Origin of the sequence: Vulcanococcus sp. (assembly GCF_044369115.1) — a bacterium.
Taxonomy (GTDB): Bacteria; Cyanobacteriota; Cyanobacteriia; order PCC-6307; family Cyanobiaceae; genus Vulcanococcus.
The window spans coordinates 1-14302 of record NZ_JBIPMN010000054.1 but is presented as its reverse complement, the minus strand read 5'-3'; the positions used below and the strand labels follow the sequence as shown (position 1 = coordinate 14302).

Here is a 14302-nt window from a genome sequence, read left to right as displayed (position 1 = left end):
TCACTTGTTACAACTGGCAGAAGCCAATCAGCAAAAGCTGAGACACAAAATGGGTCGTCTGAGATTTAAACTCAGGGCCAATCGGTTAAAGGCCGCCTGGCGAACAGTGAGACCCATGCCTGAGGCAGGATTCACCGCAGGGAATGCCAAGGCAGCTGCCAAGAATGAGGTAGAAGCAAGGCCAGCCAAGTCTAGGCACTTCTCTTGCAGGGCAACGAGACTGCGATGAGACGTTTGAGTCGCTCAAAGTCGGCCCGAAGGACGATCATTGGCGGAGGTTCCCAAAGCGAGTCCAGCCAGAATGCTCAGCCCCTGGTTCACTGCGTCATCGATGCGGCCCTGAGGGCGGGCGCAGAACAGCGCCACAGGGTGCCCTTGAGTGGAGCCGACCGAGGCTGCTTCGGTGCATCTGGATCCACAACATCGCTGGATCCACCTGTCTCGTTCACCCGCCGCTCCACCGCCGGCAACCCGTTCATCCGCACATACAGCCAGCTCAGGGCGGTGCAGTTGAGCAGGTCAAACGCCAGCGTGGCGCCCTGGACCCGAGTGTCCCGTGTCAATCAGGTTGATGTGCGCTCAACCAGATTGTCGTCGAACACCCGAGGCTCCGGTGGAGATCCAGACCACCAGCCGGCGAGAATCCATGGAGTGCATTCGAACTGATTGAAAGGGTTCCGAGGGCGCCGGAACCCTCAAGGGTTCTCCGCGACTTCTCAATGCCAATCACCCCTGAGGGCTGGACCCTGCTCAAAACCCGGGAGGGCTGCCGCCTGTCCGTTCGCCCCGCCCAGCTGATAGCGCTCCACCCAGTCGGCAGGCAGCGGTAGTGCGACCCGAAATCCAGTCTTTGTGACCTTGATGTGGCGGGCCGCCACGCCGATGTTCACCATCCCCTGCTCATCCGGTAATTCAGCGATGTGCCACACCTCATGGGGCCTGAGCCCATAGGTCGCCACCATCGCGAACACCCAGCCCCACAGCGGGTCCTCGTACATCACCTGCTCCAGCCACTCTTGAATCGCTGAGGTGCTCGGGATGGGGCGCCTGGATTCACCCGCCGAAAGCAGCGCCACCTTCTTCTTGTTCACCATTCCCTTGAGCTCCTCGCTCAAGCTCTCCGATGCAATCGCGCCCCCCCACCCCCTCGAGCGGCGCGTTCGAAGGGCCCGCTTAACAGACCGGCACCGCTGACTCTTGCTTGGTCATTTGCACTCAGGCCGTCTCGGCCTTCTCCTGAACTTCGGCACTCAGTTTTAATCCAAGTGCGGAGATCACTTTGAGAACAGTATCAAAACTAGGGCTGCGATCACCAGACAGTGCTTTGTACAGGCTTTCGCGAGAGAGTCCTGTCTGACGAGCGATCTGCGTCATCCCCTGAGCACGTGCGATATCGCCGAGAGCCTTGGCAATGAAGGCAGCATCGCCATCAGCTTCCTCGATGCATGCCTCAAGATAGGCCGCCATTTCGTCGGGTGTTCTGAGTGTCTCAGCGACGTCGTAAGGCAGGGTTTTGATCTCCATCAGAGGCTCTCCTTGATCTGACGAGCCAGCAATAAAGCTTCCTCGATGTCTCTTGGTTGTGATGACTTATCGCCACCAGCTAAGAGAATGATCAATGTGGAGCCTTTATGCTGAAAGTAGACCCTGTATCAAGGGCCGTAGCTGATTCGCAACTCAGAGACTCCAGAGCCAATGGGTTTGACATCCCCCGGATTGCCGCCAATGAGACGCTCAATCCTGGCTTGAACGCGCGCTCGGGCCCTGAGATCACGGAGATCTCTCAGCCACTGCGCAAAGCACTCTGTTTGCCGAACTTCAACCACACCACCATTGTAGCCGCCTGGCTACGCGACTGCAAGCCGCAGATTCGCTGCAGGCCCCTTCTGCCTGCTCCTTCGAACGCCAGCGATCACCTGCCCGCAGGGTTTTTGCCGAGACTATTCACTAGGCCCAGGCCCGCAGCAGGGTGCCGTCGACAGAGAAGTGCTCCGAACTCAGCAGCGGCTTGACCTCAGGTGCAGCCAGCAGCAGCTCAAGAAACTTCGCCATGAGCTCCTCGTTCAAAAGACGATCACGGTTCTTGGTGAATGACGTGGGATGCCAGACGGGATCGTCGGGGTTGAGGCCGACAAACCAGCGGAACAGCAGGTTGTAGTCGAGCTGCTCGATCAGCATCCGCTCGGATCGAATCCGCGCTTCCATGGCACGCGCTGCCGCGGCTGTGTGGTGAGCCGATTGCTGGTGCGAAGCGGAAGGGAGAGCGTCAAGGCCTATGGCCATGAGCGCAGCCGAAGGGAATTGGCGACACAGGAGCCAGGAGCCGCGATGATGGATGCATGGCTCCCCCATCGCCTCCAACTCTGGACGAGCTGCGCCGGTTAGCGCCGACGCTGCAGGGCATCACAGCGGCTCATGGCGCCCTGGGTCTGCTTGTTTTCGGCTCAGTCGCCCATGGTTCGGCACGGCCAGGGAGCGACCTTGATCTGCTGGTGGAATTCCCAGCCAGCCCGAGTTTTGAGCAGTAGATGGTCCTCAAGCTGGCGCTGGAGGATCTGCTCAGCGTGCCGGTGGATCTGGTGACACGCCGAGGTCTGCGAGCCGAGCTGCGCCAGCGCATCGAAGACGAGGCCATCCCTCTTGCCTGATCGCCAGGGATCACGGGACTGGACGCTGTTCCTGGGCGACATGCAACGTTTCTGCTCCGGGGTGCTCCTTTACTGCGATGGGATGAACGCGGAGCAGTTTGTGGCTGATGAACTCGTCACTGATGCGGTGCTGCGCAATCTCGAATTGCTCGGTGAAGCCGCCAACAGATCCCGGACGCGTAGCGCGATCGCCATCCAGCGGTTCCCTGGCGGCGGATTGCAGGTCTGCGAGATGTCCTGGCCCATGCTTATTTCGGGCTAGAGGATGAAACGATCTGGCAGATCGTCAGTTGCCTTGGCAGAAGGTCTTCCGGTGAATGAACCCAGCGCCGAGGGTTGAGCAGTCCGCAAGATGCACCCCACCGGCTTCTGACGCACCACCAGCAGCGCCGCGCCGGAAGGCGTCAGTTCGTCATGGTCAGCCATGCCGTTGGTGTTGGTCCGGAAGATCCGGTTGGGTTGGTGGAGTCCTGTTATCGGGCCGTGGAGTGGCTGCTTGCCACCCACACCGCCAAAGGGCTCTTGATCCCCAGGCCCTGGATCGATCATCCCTATGGGGAAGAAGAGATCGCCTTGCTGGAGGAGGAGCTGCTGCCTGCGATGGCGGTGTTTCTCGCCAGGGTGGAGGCGATTGATCGAGCGATTGAGGCCGATCAGGAGCTGGAGTTCAAAGCTCACCAGGCCCGCTGAGGGCCAGGCCGGCCGCTGCCGGCCTTTTCTGCTGCTCCCGTTGGGCAGGTCAGGTGATGCGCGCACCATCAGTGCTTCCAGCTGCGCTTCTGGCGGCATGTTCGAGCGCCAACCTGGCTTGTTCGATGGTCACGCCCGTAAAGAGATCCACACACTCAGTCAGGGAAACGTCGTCCTGGAGGTTGTCAAACAGTGCTGCCAACGGAACACGCGTCCCCCTGAACAGCCAAACACCGCTGAGGCGCTGGGTATCTCGTTGTACTGCAGAGCAGTCAGCCCAGTTCATCTGGCCTCATGCTGATCGGTCATTCAGATCCAGTTTTCATAGAGCAAACCCTCAACACGCTTGAATTCCCGCAGGTTGTTGCTGACCAATGTGAGCCCTTCGCTGCGTGCATGGGCGGCGATGTGAAGGTCGTTCACGCCAATCGGCGTGCCGCGTCGCTCCAGGGCGGATCGGATCTGCCCGTAATGCTGAGCCGCTTTGGCGCCGTAATCGAGCACATCGAGCCTGCTGCAGAAATCCTGCACCACCGAGAGGGTGCGCTGCGGCTGAGAACTCTTCTCGGCCCCGTGCAGCAGTTCGGCCAGGGTGATGGCGGAGATCGCCAGGTGAGAGGCCTTCTCATTGAAGCGATCCAAGAGTGATTCAGGCCTGCGCTTGATCACGTAGATACAGATATTGGTATCCAGCAGATAGCGCAACATGACCGCTCTTAGAATGCCTCACGCTCGGGCTGCTCCTGGCTGGAGCGTTCGGCCATGAAGTCATCCGGCACCCGTGGGCCGTCATGGAAAAAACTGTCCCAACGCTGGCCAACCGGCGAAATGATCCGCTCCTGACCGCAAGCACGCACCTCGACAGCTTTGACGGAATCCGGCAGGCGCAGGTGAGCGGGGATGCGCACCGCCTGGCTGCGATTACTCAGGAACAGCTTGGTAATGCCGACCACGGCACACCCTTCAGGGGATATACCAAGAGTCTATCCTTCTTGCTCACGTCCGGCTTGCGCCTTGAGGCTTTCGCTGGTGTGCAGTGCAAAGCGGCGCACATCCGCTTCCCGGGCAGCCCGATCAGCCGGCAACAGACGGAAATAGCCCTGCCCTTTGAATGGGCCCACCAGGTTCATGTTCACGCCCTGGCGGCGCTGGAACGCCACAACGGCCTCGCAGATCTCCGGCCAGGTCGGCGCAAGACGCGGCGCCATGCCGTCTGGCTCATCGCCGGGGCTGCCGAGCAACTGCTCGAGGGTGGCGTCAGGACACTTGCGCGCCTCGCTCACCAGACGGAAGCAGAGTTCTTCGATCGCCAGATCGTCCTGGCTGGAGCAGCCGCGCACGGCCCGCTCCCGTACCCGCCGCCCGGGCAGGTTTTCGTACACGCTCACCCAACGGCTGTTGTGCCCCGCCCGCAACCGGAAGGGCAGGTGATGGGCTCGCAACACACCGTTGGCGCTGCTCAGGGCGCTGTTGGCCTGTGTCATGGCTCAAGGGCTTTAAGGGGAGAGTTCCCCAGCCGCTGGCCGATCGGTCTCACGGTGCCCCAAGGGATCCCGTGATGTTTGGGGGTGTTTGGGGGAAACCCCCAAACATTTGGCGCAATTGGCGCCTTCTCAGCACGTTCGCGGTCTCATTCTGGCCTGGCGCAAACGCCTGCCAGTAGCCTGAGATCACTTGCTGCTACTGGCAAAAGCCAGTCAGCAAAAGCTGAGACACAAAATGGGTCGTCTGAGATTCGAACTCAGGACCAATCGGTTAAAAGCCGAGTGCTCTACCGCTGAGCTAACGACCCGCCCGGAGCTGGAAAACCAGGTTCGGGGGTGGCCCTTGCGGGCACCCAGTGAACGTATCACCCGGAGGGGCCGGCCTCCAACCGCGCCGAGGATGGTGGGCTCGTGCCCGTGACCGCCCGCTTGTCATGACTGATCTGCCCTGGCCTCAGCCCACGGTTCATCCCGATGCCTGGGTGGCCGACTCGGCTGTGCTGATCGGCGATGTGCATTTGGCAGCCGGAGCCAGCCTCTGGCCCACCGCCGTGGCCCGCGGCGATGTGTGTGCCATCACGATCGGAGAGGGCAGCAACGTGCAGGACGGCGCCGTGTTGCATGGCGACCCCGGCCAGCCCGTCAGCATCGGCGCCGACGTGACCATCGGCCACCGGGCCGTGGTGCATGGCGCCACCCTGGAAGAAGGCTGCCTGATCGGGATCGGCGCCATCGTCCTCAACGGCGTCACCGTTGGAGCCGGTGCGCTGGTGGCAGCCGGCTCGGTCGTCACCAAGAACGTTCCAGCGCGGGCGCTGGTGATGGGTGCACCGGCCCAGCTGAAGCGCGAGCTGAGCGAGGAGCAAGCAGACGAGCAACGGGAACACGCCCGCCGCTACCGCCAACTGGCGATGGCCCATGCCGGCCGCTCCAGCGACCTGGGCTTCTCACAGGCCTGAATTGCTGCGAATTCAGTCAACAGCCCCGAGGCGAACTCGGTGGCCTTGGGATGGTCCGTAAGATCAGATCACGCTTCTCCGTAACACTCAGCCATGGATGCTCGGCTCCTGCTCGTTGTGACCCCGATCGCACTGGCCGCTGGCTGGGCTGTGTTCAACATCGGCCGCGCTGCCGTGGGCCAGCTGCAAATGATGCTCAAGCGCGCCAACGGTTGATCGCCGCAAGCCAGCTCATCGGTCCTACCGGACCGGCGACCTGAGAGCCCCCGCCAACGCGGGGGCTTTTGCGTATTCAGTCCATCGAACGAGTCAGCGCATCCAGCCAGCGAGGCCGCTCATTGCCCGAACGCCACCTGGCAGGCCGCATTGAGCAGCTGGGCTTCGTCGGCGTTCTGCGGGGGGTAGCCGTTCAGGGTTCCCGAGCGGCAGTCGGCGCGGAACGTATTGGTGTTCGAGCCGTCGTCGGCCTGGAAGCTCACCAGATCACCCGACGCCTGCACAGAGCTGTAGTAGAGGGAGTAATCCGAGTCCGGCACGACGATGTAGCTGGTCTGGCTGTTCACAGCACTGTCCACCAGGCTGTCAATCACGGCGAAGGTGGCCAACGTGCCCAGCCCCCAGGCGGCGGCCCGGCCGGGCCACCAACCCCAGTTGTTCCAGTACGAGCCGCCGTACCAGCCGTAGCGCCAGGGACGATTCACATCCCAATTGCGGTTCACCCAGTTGGGCCGGTTGCGATCCCAGGTGTTGATCGCTTGGCGGCGGGTGCGATTGCGGTCATTCACACGCTCGCTGCGGTTGCTCTGCCGCAGGTCGGTTCGCTCCTTGCGATTCCCCTGTCGGGTGTCGACGCGTCCGCTGCGCTCCGCTGGCCGGGAGTCCAGGCGCAGGCTGCTGCGGTTGCTGCCCCCGCTGAAGGAGGCAAAGCCCGTGCGGGCTCCGCTGCCGCCACGGGATGCCGCACGACCGCCACCTCCATGACCGCCTCCATGACCACCGCCGCCTCGGGCGATCTCCAGGGCCGCGGGGATCTCCATCGCCGCCAGCGGCTCCATCGGCTGCAGCACCAACGCCAGGCCCAACAGCAGGGCGCTGGAACGAATCGCTCTCGTCATCGTCCGATGGCCTCCAACAGTCGACGGCAGCCGTTGTCAAAACAGGCGATGTCCACCCGGCCGGCGTCTCCGAAGGCCAGCCCCACGGTTTCGCGGCCCTCAAAGGCCGGCCCCTGCGCCTCGGCCTTCACATCCGCCAGGAAGGTGGGGTTCACCACGCAGAAGGCGCGGTCGTTGAAGCAGAGCTCGTTGGTGGTGAAGTTGATCCAGGCGTTGCGCACGCTGGTCCAGGGCGCATCAGCCGCCTTGCGGCCCTCGATGCGCACGTAGGGGTCTTCCAGGATCCGGTAGCTGATCGTGCGGGCCCCCAACCGATGGCGGTATTCGGTGGCCTCACCCACCTCCACCGCCTCCACCTGGCAGGGCTGGGCTTTGCCTTTGCCGAGGCTGCAGGTGGTGACGAGGCTGTAGATCACATCAGCGCTTTGGGCCTGACCAGGCCGCTGCAGGCCTGCGAGCAAGGCCAAGACCCCGCCGAGCAGCAGCAGCAACGATCGCTTCATCCAGAACGCGCCCGGCATCACTCCCGCAACCTGTCCACAGCCCGGAGGAACGTCAAGCGAGCCCGGGGCGCCCCGTAGGGTGAAATCAAGGTGCAGCGCCCCGGTGCAGATGAGCAGCCCAACGGTGTTGGTGATCGGCGCTGGCCTGGCCGGCACGGAAGCCGCCTGGCAGATCGCCAGCGCCGGCGTGCCCGTGCGCCTGGTGGAAATGCGGCCGATCCGCCGCTCCCCGGCGCACCACAGCAGCGAATTCGCCGAGCTGGTGTGCAGCAACAGCTTCGGGGCACTCAGCAGCGACCGCGCCGCAGGCCTGCTGCAAGAGGAGCTCCGCCGCCTGGGCTCGCTGGTGATCCGCACCGCTGATGAGCACGCCGTACCCGCCGGCGGTGCCCTGGCGGTGGACCGCGGCCGCTACAGCGCCGCCCTCACCGAAGCCCTCGAGCAGCACCCGCTGGTGACCGTTGAGCGCCGCGAGCAAACCGAGCTGCCCGGCCCCGAGCAGATCACCGTGCTGGCCACCGGTCCGCTCACCAGTGAGCCCCTGGCCGATCAGCTGCGCGCCTTCACCGGCCGGGCCGATTGCCACTTCTTTGATGCCGCGAGCCCGATCGTGGAGGGCGAGAGCATCGATCTCTCAGTGGCTTTCCGCGCCTCCCGCTACGACAAGGGCGACGCCGACTACATCAACTGCCCCATGAACAAGGAGCAGTTCCTCGCCTTCCGCGAGGCGCTGCTGGCCGCTGAACAAGCCGAGCTCAAAGATTTCGAAAAAGAGAACGCCACCTTCTTCGAGGGCTGCCTGCCGATCGAGGAGCTCGCCCGCCGCGGCGAAGACACGATGCGCTACGGCCCGCTCAAACCGATCGGCCTCTGGGATCCGCGTTGGGGCGATGTGAACGACCGCGACGTGCGCCGCGCCAACCGCGCCTATGCCGTGGTGCAGCTGCGCCAGGAAGACAAAGACGGCCGCCTCTGGAACCTGGTGGGCTTCCAGACCAACCTCAAGTGGGGTGAGCAGAAGCGGGTGCTGCGGCTGATCCCAGGCCTGGAGAACGCTGAGTTTGTGCGCTTCGGCGTGATGCACCGCAACACCTTCCTCGAGGCGCCGCAGCTGCTCGATCCCACCCTGCAATTCCGCCAACGGCCCACGCTGCTCGCGGCGGGGCAGATCACCGGCACCGAGGGCTACGCAGCCGCCGTGGCAGGCGGTTGGCTCGCTGGCACCAACGCTGCCCGGCTTGCCCTCGGCCAGGAGCCGTTGCAGCTACCAGCCACCTCCATGATCGGCGCGCTCACACACTTCATCGCTGAGGCCCCCAGCGAAAAGTTCCAGCCGATGCCCCCCAACTTCGGCCTCTTGCCGGAGCTGCCTGAGCGCATCCGCGACAAGCGCCGGCGCTATGGCGCCTACCGGGATCGGGCACTGGCCAGCATCGCCTCACTGCCCTAACTCCACGATCCAACTCTCGATGCCCGTGCGCTCAAACACCTCTCCGGCGTCGAAACGGGCCTTGATCTGATCCCAGTCGATGTCATGCACATCGGCCGGTGGCTCGCGGTTCAGCGCCTGGTAGGCCCAGCTGTAGTGAGCGGTGAACACAACGCTGGGCAGCTCGCACCAGGCGAGCTGCAATCCCATCTGCTGCACCGCGGTGAACACAAAGCGATCGCACACCGGACCCAGATAGGGTGGCATCATTCCCCAGAGCGCCAGGACCCGAAAGCTGCGGGGATAGAACACAAAGCAAGACGTGTCGGCGTGGATCCGCAGCGCATCTTCCTCAGGCACTCCGGGCACCTCAGTTCCATCCGGCAACACCACCCGCCGCCCCATCACCAGCACATCGGCCATGGGCTGACGGCGTTTCAGCTCCAGGGCGAGCCCCACATGCTGCGGCTCAAACCAGTTGTCGGCATCGAGCATCAGGATCGGCCAGTAACCGCGGTTGATGGCGGAGATCGCCCCCAGGCAGCGCGGCGTGTTGCCGTTGTCAGCGTGGCGGTGCGGCAGCACCAGGTGATCGCAATCCCAGCCATCGATCTCAGGACGGGCTTCACCATCGGCCACCATCACGTGCCGGATCGGCACCGTCTGGCTGGCGCAGCTCTGATGGCAGCGCTCCAACACCGGCAGGGATTCACTGCAATAGGGCGTGATCACGGCAGCCCCGCGACCGGACACAACCGCCATCGATTCCCTGCGATCAAGCGATTGAACCACGATCTGCCGAGCGGCCGGCTCCTAGGGTCGCCCCAACCCGCCCGCAAGCCCCGGTGACCACAACCCCTGCCCCCACCTGGGATGTGATCGTGATCGGCTCGGGCATCGGCGGCCTGGTCACCGCCTCGCAGCTGGCGGCCAAGGGAGCGAAAACACTGGTGCTGGAGCGCTACCTAATCCCAGGTGGTTCGGGAGGGAGCTTCCGGCGCGAGGGCTACACCTTTGATGTGGGCGCCTCGATGATCTTCGGGTTCGGAGAGAAGGGGCACACCAACCTGCTCACCCGCGCCCTGGCCGATGTGGGCCAACACTGCGACACGGTGCCTGATCCGGCGCAGCTCGAATACCACCTGCCCGGCGGGCTCAACGTGGCGGTCGACCGCGACTACGAGGCCTTCATCGCTCGCCTCTCGGCGCTGTTCCCCCACGAGGCCAAGGGCATCCGCGCCTTCTACGACACCTGCTGGCAGGTGTTCAACTGCCTGGATGCGATGCCGCTGCTCTCGCTTGAGGACCCGGCCTATCTCACCAAGGTGTTCTTCAAAGCACCGCTGGCCTGCCTGGGGCTGGCTCGCTGGTTGCCCTTCAACGTGGGCGATGTGGCGCGCAAGCACATCCGCGATGAACAGCTGCTCAAGTTGATCGACATGGAGTGCTTCTGCTGGAGCGTGATGCCCGCAGACCTCACCCCGATGATCAATGCGGGGATGGTGTTCTCCGATCGCCATGCCGGCGGCATCAACTACCCCAAAGGAGGCGTGGGGGTGATCGCCGAAAAGCTGGTGGCCGGGCTGGAGAGCCATGGCGGCGCGATCCGCTACAAGGCGCGCGTCACCAAGGTTTTGATCGAGAACGGCCAGGCCGTGGGCGTGCAGCTGGCCAATGGCGAGGAGATCCGCGCCCGCCGCGTGGTGAGCAATGCCACCCGCTGGGACACGTTTGAAACCAAGCAAGAAAACGCCGACGTGCAGCGCCCCCGCAGCGCCGCCCTCGTGGACGCGGCCCACACACCCAAAGCGGAAACCACCTGGCGCCGCCGCTACAAACCCTCACCCTCCTTCCTCTCGCTGCACCTGGGGGTGGACGCCTCGGTGATCCCCCAAGGCTTCCACTGCCATCACCTCATCCTTGAAGACTGGGCTGAGATGGAGAGCGAACAGGGGGTGATCTTCGTGTCGATCCCCACGCTGCTCGATCCCTCCCTGGCACCGGAGGGCCGGCACATCGTGCACACCTTCACCCCCAGCGACATTCAGGCCTGGATAAATCTCAGCCCCGCGGATTACAAGGCCAAGAAGGCCGCCGATGCCGCCCGTCTGGTGCAGCGGCTGGAAGCGATCCTGCCGGGGCTGGGCGGCGCGATCCGCCACCAGGAGATCGGCACACCCCGCACCCACCGCCGCTTCCTCGGCCGCATGGGCGGCAGCTACGGGCCCATCCCGGCCCTGCGGCTTCCGGGGCTCCTGCCGATGCCCTTCAACCGCACCGGCCTCCAGCACCTCTATTGCGTGGGCGATTCCTGCTTCCCCGGCCAGGGCCTCAACGCCGTGGCCTTCAGCGGCTTCGCCTGCGCCCACCGCATCGGCGCGGACCTAGGGCTCAACCCCTGGGCGCTGCCGGCCTAGACAGCGCCACCCAGAAACAGCACCAAAGTAGTGAAAGTCACTGCAGGGGCATGATCAACGTCAATGCCGCTGACGCCAACCGCTCCTTCTCCAAGCTGCTGCGTCAGGTCGCCCATCAACTCAGCAGCTGGGACGCGTTGGTGCTGAACGTGGCTGCCGAAAGCGGAGCTCGCCTTCTCCTCACCGAAGACCTGCACCCAGGCCTGAACTGGCGAGGGGTGCGGGTGGTGAATCCATTCAGCGACGAGCAAGATCCCTTACTCACTCAGCTACTGAACTGATTCCCAGGCCAGCCCGGCACGGAGATCCGAACCCGCAGCTACCGGCTGGATCCCCATAGGGTTTCATTCTCATCTGCGCCGCAGCCCCATGGCCGCACCCAGCGACAGCAACATCTCCGCCGCTGAACTGGCCCGCTACCTCGAGCAGCGGGGCGAGCTGAGCAAGCCCTGGATGCTGCAACTGCTGCGGCTCACCAAGCTCAAGGAAGAGCGCTCCTCCATGGATCCGCAGGAGTACATCGACAAACTCCAAGAGGCCCATTCTGATCTGATGCGGCTGGGGGAGTTCTGGAAAGGCCGCGAGCAGGACGTGTTCGGCGGGCGCTACCAACCCTCGGAGCTGCTCGAACCGCTGCCCGGCTCGCCTGAGGATCGATGACAGCCAAGCGCTACCCGATGGCGCCCCTGATCCGCTTCACGCTGATCAGCCTCTATCTAGCGCTGGTGTTGCCCCTGCCCCTGCTTGCTCCCGCAGCCCAGCAACCCTGGCTGTGGGCGGCGCTTCCCCTAGGTCTGGCGCTGATCCTGGCCCTGGTGAGCGAACAGGTGGAACTCAGCGACGCCGGCATCGGCGTCGGCCATCCCGCCTGGTGCAGCTGGCTGCTGCGGCGCGGCTGGCAGCTGAGCTGGGATCAAATCAGCGGGCTCACACCCGTGGCCACCAGCCAGGGCGGTCGCGTGTTCTATGTGCGCACAAAAAACGGATCGGCCTACCTGCTGCCCCAGCGGGTGCAGGCCTTCGAGGACTTCCTGAGCCAGTTCAGCCGGCAGAGCGGCCTCGACACCAGCTCCATCGGCCGGATCAGCCCGCCCTGGACATATCAACTTCTGGCGGTGTTGTGCGGTGTGTTCCTGGGCGGTGAACTCGCCTGGATTGCTCTCCGCTGAAACCGTCGCCCGACTCTTCCGCCAGCTGCATGGACGCGATCAGTTACACCGCCGCTCACCATTCTTGCGAACAGGAAAGCCCGAATCGTTGAAACGTGCTCTCTTGATCGCTCAGTTGGATGACCACGACCGCTGATCTCAGCAATTCAAGGCCACCCCCGACGATACCGCCGTTGACGTCTCCGCCGGGATCGTATCGAGGCTGAAGCGATAGCCCTGCTGCCGCACGGTTTCAATGCCGCCGCCTTCGCCCAGGCCGGCCTGCTCGAGCTTGCGGCGCAGGGTGAGCACCTGGGTGTCCACCGAGCGGGGGCCGCCGCTGAACGGAGGCCAAGCCATCCGCAGCAGTTCACTGCGGTTGCGCACCACTCCAGGTGGCATCAACAAGGCACAGAGCAACGCAAACTCGCGAGGGCTGAGCTCCACCGGCTGATCGCGCAGCGTCACCTGGCGCAGCAGCAAGTGCACCTCCAGCGGCCCCACGCACACCCGCTCCTGCAGCCCACTGCGGCTGCGGCGCAGCAAGGAGCGGCTGCGGGCGGCCAATTCCTCCAAGCCAAAGGGCTTGCGCAACACATCGTCGGCGCCGGCATCGAGCAGGGCCACAACCGGCTCTGAGCCCGAGCGCGCGGTGAGCACCATCACGGGGCAGCGCAACTGTGCGGCCAGCTTCAACGCCGTGGTTTCTTCCAGCAGTTCCGCCGCCACCAGCAGATCAGGCGTGAGGTCATCGCAGAGGGCCACGGCTTCTGCGGCGCTGGCCACGGCGGCAGCCAGGTAGCCGTCTTGACGCAGACGCTGGGCCAGCACAGTGCGCAGCGTGGGGTGGGGATCAACCACCAACACACGCTTCAGGGTCGTCTCGGCACCGTTGGCTGTAGCAGCGGGGGCGCTGGTTGTGGAGCCGACAGCGGAGGATTCCACCTGCTTCTCCATGGTTCTGCCTACGCTATCCCTGTTTTCCTGGCCAGAGTGGTATCAGGCGATGCCTTGCCAGCTGTCCCATCCGGTCCTGTCATGACCGCTCTGCAACACCCAGACGCGATCCGCCACTTCCAGTCGCTGTGTGACGCCTGCCAATCGCTGGCTAGCCGCTACCACAGCCCGGCGGAGCTGCGCCTCTACGCCGACGGATATCTACACGCCCTGCGCAAAACCGCTGTGCTCGATGCGCTCACCCAGCGGCGCCTGGAAGAACTGGTGGATCGCTGGATCATGGACCCCTCCAGCTTCATCGGCCCCGGCGATGACATGAGCACCCTCTACGAAACGGGCCGGAACTGATCCGGCCCCTGGCGCGGCTTCAAGCCAGAGCCACAGCCAGCTTTTCGCGCAGCTCGCCGGAGTTGTACATCTCGATCAGGATGTCCGATCCGCCCATGAACTCACCGTTCACATACACCTGGGGAATGGTGGGCCAATCCGAAAACTCCTTGATCCCCTGACGCACCTCCGGGTCGGAAAGCACGTCGAAGGTTTCGAACGGCACCGCCAGGGCGTTGAGGATCTGCACCACGTTGTTGCTGAAGCCGCACTGGGGCATCAGCTTGTTGCCCTTCATGAATACGAACACCGGGCTGCTGCCGATCAGCTGTTCGATGCGTTGCTTGGTGGAGGCGTCCATGGATCAGGCGGTGGGAGTGGAGGTCTGCAGAGCCAGGGCGTGAATGGCCTCGCTGGCCAGTTCACTGCGCAAGGCTCCGTACACGAGCTGGTGCTGCTTCACGCGGCTCAGGCCGTCGAAGGCGGTGGAGACCACCGTCACCTGCAGGTGATCGCCGCCGCCGGTGAGGTCTTCCACCTCAACGCGGGCATCCGGCAGGGCCTGGGTGATGGCAGCTCTCACCTGGTCGGGATGGACCATCGCTAGAAGCGTCGGGGAGAGGGC

At 64.1% G+C, this 14302-nt stretch carries 24 protein-coding genes, 1 tRNA gene and 1 pseudogene; 12 read left to right on the top strand and 14 right to left on the bottom strand.

Annotated features, from left to right (window positions below; all coding sequences use genetic code 11):
• Positions 1–716: 716 nt before the first annotated feature.
• From ACIQ2E_RS05890 to ACIQ2E_RS05880, 3 genes and pseudogenes are all read right to left on the bottom strand, one after another.
• On the bottom strand, positions 717–1115 hold the full coding sequence (locus ACIQ2E_RS05890) for a hypothetical protein (RefSeq protein ID WP_398327523.1): 399 nt from the start codon (positions 1113–1115) through the stop codon (positions 717–719).
• A gap of 100 nt (positions 1116–1215) precedes the next feature.
• Complete coding sequence (locus ACIQ2E_RS05885) at positions 1216–1524, bottom strand: addiction module antidote protein (protein ID WP_398327520.1); 309 nt, start codon at positions 1522–1524, stop codon at positions 1216–1218.
• 426 nt (positions 1525–1950) lie between these two features.
• Positions 1951–2193 (bottom strand): annotated as a pseudogene (locus ACIQ2E_RS05880) (transposase); the annotation flags it as partial.
• 146 nt (positions 2194–2339) lie between these two features.
• Between ACIQ2E_RS05880 and ACIQ2E_RS05875 the strand changes: the two are divergent.
• From ACIQ2E_RS05875 to ACIQ2E_RS05860, 4 genes are all read left to right on the top strand, one after another.
• Positions 2340–2528, top strand: coding sequence for a nucleotidyltransferase family protein (locus ACIQ2E_RS05875; RefSeq protein WP_398327517.1), 189 nt, complete (start codon positions 2340–2342; stop codon positions 2526–2528).
• Between the two features lie 112 nt (positions 2529–2640).
• Entirely contained in the window at positions 2641–2910 is a 270-nt protein-coding gene (locus ACIQ2E_RS05870) for a DUF86 domain-containing protein (RefSeq protein WP_398327514.1), read from the top strand.
• On the top strand, positions 2865–2969 hold the full coding sequence (locus ACIQ2E_RS05865; RefSeq protein WP_398327527.1) for a HepT-like ribonuclease domain-containing protein: 105 nt from the start codon (positions 2865–2867) through the stop codon (positions 2967–2969). The genes ACIQ2E_RS05870 and ACIQ2E_RS05865 overlap by 46 nt, the downstream gene beginning before the upstream one ends.
• Positions 2970–2984: 15 nt before the next feature.
• Positions 2985–3338 carry a hypothetical protein gene (locus ACIQ2E_RS05860; RefSeq protein ID WP_398327511.1) on the top strand — a complete coding sequence of 118 codons (354 nt, stop codon included), beginning with the start codon at positions 2985–2987 and terminating at the stop codon, positions 3336–3338.
• Between the two features lie 49 nt (positions 3339–3387).
• Here the strand turns inward: ACIQ2E_RS05860 and ACIQ2E_RS05855 are convergent, their stop codons facing one another.
• From ACIQ2E_RS05855 to ACIQ2E_RS05835, 5 genes are all read right to left on the bottom strand, one after another.
• The gene (locus ACIQ2E_RS05855) at positions 3388–3624 is read right to left on the bottom strand and encodes a DUF433 domain-containing protein (RefSeq protein WP_398327508.1); all 237 of its coding nucleotides are present in this window, start codon (positions 3622–3624) and stop codon (positions 3388–3390) included.
• Between the two features lie 23 nt (positions 3625–3647).
• A complete protein-coding gene (locus ACIQ2E_RS05850; RefSeq protein WP_398327505.1) occupies positions 3648–4046 on the bottom strand; it encodes a type II toxin-antitoxin system VapC family toxin in 399 nt (132 codons plus the stop codon).
• A gap of 8 nt (positions 4047–4054) precedes the next feature.
• Positions 4055–4291, bottom strand: a complete 237-nt coding sequence (gene vapB / locus ACIQ2E_RS05845; protein ID WP_398327502.1) for a type II toxin-antitoxin system VapB family antitoxin — start codon at positions 4289–4291, stop codon at positions 4055–4057.
• Between the two features lie 30 nt (positions 4292–4321).
• Entirely contained in the window at positions 4322–4822 is a 501-nt protein-coding gene (locus ACIQ2E_RS05840) for a hypothetical protein (protein WP_398327499.1), read from the bottom strand.
• Positions 4823–5058: 236 nt separating this feature from the next.
• Positions 5059–5130, bottom strand: a tRNA-Lys gene (locus ACIQ2E_RS05835).
• Between the two features lie 126 nt (positions 5131–5256).
• Between ACIQ2E_RS05835 and ACIQ2E_RS05830 the strand changes: the two genes are divergently transcribed.
• Both ACIQ2E_RS05830 and ACIQ2E_RS05825 read left to right on the top strand, forming a co-directional pair.
• Positions 5257–5781, top strand: coding sequence for a gamma carbonic anhydrase family protein (locus tag ACIQ2E_RS05830; protein WP_398327496.1), 525 nt, complete (start codon positions 5257–5259; stop codon positions 5779–5781).
• Between the two features lie 93 nt (positions 5782–5874).
• The gene (locus tag ACIQ2E_RS05825; protein ID WP_010303228.1) at positions 5875–5997 is read left to right on the top strand and encodes a photosystem II protein Y; all 123 of its coding nucleotides are present in this window, start codon (positions 5875–5877) and stop codon (positions 5995–5997) included.
• A 119-nt stretch (positions 5998–6116) separates the two neighbouring features.
• Here the strand turns inward: ACIQ2E_RS05825 and ACIQ2E_RS05820 are convergent, their stop codons facing one another.
• Positions 6117–6896 (bottom strand): hypothetical protein, encoded by a 780-nt coding sequence (locus ACIQ2E_RS05820; protein WP_398327493.1) that lies wholly within the window; start codon positions 6894–6896, stop codon positions 6117–6119.
• Complete coding sequence (locus ACIQ2E_RS05815; protein WP_398327490.1) at positions 6893–7399, bottom strand: hypothetical protein; 507 nt, start codon at positions 7397–7399, stop codon at positions 6893–6895. Before ACIQ2E_RS05815 ends, ACIQ2E_RS05820 begins: the two co-directional genes overlap by 4 nt.
• A gap of 109 nt (positions 7400–7508) precedes the next feature.
• On the opposite strand from ACIQ2E_RS05815, the gene trmFO reads away from it, so the two are divergent.
• Positions 7509–8849, top strand: coding sequence for an FADH(2)-oxidizing methylenetetrahydrofolate--tRNA-(uracil(54)-C(5))-methyltransferase TrmFO (gene trmFO / locus ACIQ2E_RS05810; protein ID WP_398327487.1), 1341 nt, complete (start codon positions 7509–7511; stop codon positions 8847–8849).
• On the opposite strand, the gene ACIQ2E_RS05805 is transcribed toward trmFO, so the two are convergent.
• Entirely contained in the window at positions 8838–9590 is a 753-nt protein-coding gene (locus tag ACIQ2E_RS05805; protein ID WP_398327484.1) for a glycosyltransferase family 2 protein, read from the bottom strand. The genes trmFO and ACIQ2E_RS05805 overlap by 12 nt on opposite strands.
• An 83-nt stretch (positions 9591–9673) precedes the next feature.
• Between ACIQ2E_RS05805 and crtH the strand changes: the two genes are divergently transcribed.
• From crtH to ACIQ2E_RS05785, 4 genes are all read left to right on the top strand, one after another.
• Positions 9674–11245, top strand: coding sequence for a carotenoid isomerase (crtH, locus tag ACIQ2E_RS05800; protein ID WP_398327481.1), 1572 nt, complete (start codon positions 9674–9676; stop codon positions 11243–11245).
• Positions 11246–11295: 50 nt separating this feature from the next.
• Positions 11296–11526 (top strand): hypothetical protein, encoded by a 231-nt coding sequence (locus tag ACIQ2E_RS05795; RefSeq protein ID WP_398327478.1) that lies wholly within the window; start codon positions 11296–11298, stop codon positions 11524–11526.
• 88 nt (positions 11527–11614) lie between these two features.
• The gene (locus ACIQ2E_RS05790; protein WP_398327475.1) at positions 11615–11905 is read left to right on the top strand and encodes a hypothetical protein; all 291 of its coding nucleotides are present in this window, start codon (positions 11615–11617) and stop codon (positions 11903–11905) included.
• On the top strand, positions 11902–12414 hold the full coding sequence (locus tag ACIQ2E_RS05785) for a hypothetical protein (protein ID WP_398327472.1): 513 nt from the start codon (positions 11902–11904) through the stop codon (positions 12412–12414). Before ACIQ2E_RS05790 ends, ACIQ2E_RS05785 begins: the two co-directional genes overlap by 4 nt.
• A 138-nt stretch (positions 12415–12552) precedes the next feature.
• Here the strand turns inward: ACIQ2E_RS05785 and ACIQ2E_RS05780 are convergent, their stop codons facing one another.
• Positions 12553–13350, bottom strand: coding sequence for a response regulator transcription factor (locus tag ACIQ2E_RS05780; RefSeq protein ID WP_398327469.1), 798 nt, complete (start codon positions 13348–13350; stop codon positions 12553–12555).
• Between the two features lie 81 nt (positions 13351–13431).
• Here ACIQ2E_RS05780 and ACIQ2E_RS05775 point away from each other — a divergent pair, with 81 nt between their 5' ends.
• Positions 13432–13698 carry a DUF6761 family protein gene (locus ACIQ2E_RS05775; RefSeq protein WP_010303359.1) on the top strand — a complete coding sequence of 89 codons (267 nt, stop codon included), beginning with the start codon at positions 13432–13434 and terminating at the stop codon, positions 13696–13698.
• A gap of 19 nt (positions 13699–13717) precedes the next feature.
• Here the strand turns inward: ACIQ2E_RS05775 and grxD are convergent, their stop codons facing one another.
• Both grxD and ACIQ2E_RS05765 read right to left on the bottom strand, forming a co-directional pair.
• Positions 13718–14038, bottom strand: coding sequence for a Grx4 family monothiol glutaredoxin (gene grxD, locus ACIQ2E_RS05770; protein ID WP_296445655.1), 321 nt, complete (start codon positions 14036–14038; stop codon positions 13718–13720).
• Between the two features lie 3 nt (positions 14039–14041).
• Positions 14042–14278 carry a BolA family protein gene (locus ACIQ2E_RS05765; protein ID WP_010303368.1) on the bottom strand — a complete coding sequence of 79 codons (237 nt, stop codon included), beginning with the start codon at positions 14276–14278 and terminating at the stop codon, positions 14042–14044.
• Positions 14279–14302: the final 24 nt, after the last annotated feature.

Coding starts and splice junctions, on each gene's coding strand:
- ACIQ2E_RS05825 (WP_010303228.1), top strand. CDS start 5,875: ATGGATGCTCGGCTCCTGCTCGTTGTGACCCCGATCGCACTGGCCGCT.
- ACIQ2E_RS05805 (WP_398327484.1), bottom strand. CDS start 9,590: ATGGCGGTTGTGTCCGGTCGCGGGGCTGCCGTGATCACGCCCTATTGC.
- grxD (WP_296445655.1), bottom strand. CDS start 14,038: ATGGACGCCTCCACCAAGCAACGCATCGAACAGCTGATCGGCAGCAGC.
- trmFO (WP_398327487.1), top strand. CDS start 7,509: ATGAGCAGCCCAACGGTGTTGGTGATCGGCGCTGGCCTGGCCGGCACG.
- ACIQ2E_RS05885 (WP_398327520.1), bottom strand. CDS start 1,524: ATGGAGATCAAAACCCTGCCTTACGACGTCGCTGAGACACTCAGAACA.
- ACIQ2E_RS05775 (WP_010303359.1), top strand. CDS start 13,432: ATGACCGCTCTGCAACACCCAGACGCGATCCGCCACTTCCAGTCGCTG.
- ACIQ2E_RS05830 (WP_398327496.1), top strand. CDS start 5,257: ATGACTGATCTGCCCTGGCCTCAGCCCACGGTTCATCCCGATGCCTGG.
- ACIQ2E_RS05790 (WP_398327475.1), top strand. CDS start 11,615: ATGGCCGCACCCAGCGACAGCAACATCTCCGCCGCTGAACTGGCCCGC.
- ACIQ2E_RS05840 (WP_398327499.1), bottom strand. CDS start 4,822: ATGACACAGGCCAACAGCGCCCTGAGCAGCGCCAACGGTGTGTTGCGA.
- ACIQ2E_RS05855 (WP_398327508.1), bottom strand. CDS start 3,624: ATGAACTGGGCTGACTGCTCTGCAGTACAACGAGATACCCAGCGCCTC.
- ACIQ2E_RS05875 (WP_398327517.1), top strand. CDS start 2,340: ATGGCTCCCCCATCGCCTCCAACTCTGGACGAGCTGCGCCGGTTAGCG.
- ACIQ2E_RS05820 (WP_398327493.1), bottom strand. CDS start 6,896: ATGACGAGAGCGATTCGTTCCAGCGCCCTGCTGTTGGGCCTGGCGTTG.
- ACIQ2E_RS05795 (WP_398327478.1), top strand. CDS start 11,296: ATGATCAACGTCAATGCCGCTGACGCCAACCGCTCCTTCTCCAAGCTG.
- ACIQ2E_RS05785 (WP_398327472.1), top strand. CDS start 11,902: ATGACAGCCAAGCGCTACCCGATGGCGCCCCTGATCCGCTTCACGCTG.
- ACIQ2E_RS05850 (WP_398327505.1), bottom strand. CDS start 4,046: ATGTTGCGCTATCTGCTGGATACCAATATCTGTATCTACGTGATCAAG.
- ACIQ2E_RS05765 (WP_010303368.1), bottom strand. CDS start 14,278: ATGGTCCATCCCGACCAGGTGAGAGCTGCCATCACCCAGGCCCTGCCG.
- ACIQ2E_RS05780 (WP_398327469.1), bottom strand. CDS start 13,350: ATGGAGAAGCAGGTGGAATCCTCCGCTGTCGGCTCCACAACCAGCGCC.
- ACIQ2E_RS05815 (WP_398327490.1), bottom strand. CDS start 7,399: ATGAAGCGATCGTTGCTGCTGCTGCTCGGCGGGGTCTTGGCCTTGCTC.